At 72.8% G+C, this 464-nt stretch carries 1 pseudogene; it reads right to left on the bottom strand.

Annotated features, from left to right (window positions below):
• Positions 1-193: 193 nt before the first annotated feature.
• Positions 194-464: pseudogene (locus EXE44_RS21215) on the bottom strand (hypothetical protein); the annotation flags it as partial.

The raw sequence follows: 464 nt of genomic DNA, 5'->3' as shown, positions 1-464 counted from the left end.
CCGCGCCCGCGCCGCCGGCACCGAGCGCGAGACCGGCGACTCCGAGGAGGGCGACGACGACGAGGAGAACCGACGCTCGCTGCACGGATCACGTCACGCGGAGAGCCGATAAATTCCTTCTCATCCGCGACGGCTCCGATACCCCGGCGCGGGTCGAACTGCGCCGCGTTCCGAGCCCACCGCGCGGCATCGCTCACCCACCGAGTCGCGGCCCGGCGTCGCCGTTCGAGCCGTTCCCCTCGGAACGGTCACCGCCCGGACCGCCCGGACCGGTCTCCCCGTCGGCGTCGTCTCCGGAGTCGGGCGGGGCGCCCGTCGACGCGTTTCCGGAATCGTCGTCGGTCGCGGTACCGTTTCCGGGCGGGTCAGACGAGTCGGAGCCGTCCGCGGTATCGGTCTCCGAGCCGTTTTCGGCACTCTCTCCGGCGGGACCGTTCGGTCCGGGGACGCCGCTCGATCCGTTC

Source organism: Halorubrum sp. SS7, from assembly GCF_005435055.1.
Classification (GTDB): Archaea; Halobacteriota; Halobacteria; order Halobacteriales; family Haloferacaceae; genus Halorubrum; species Halorubrum salinarum.
Note: the sequence above shows the minus strand (reverse complement) of the source record. Positions and strands in the feature narration are given on the sequence as shown.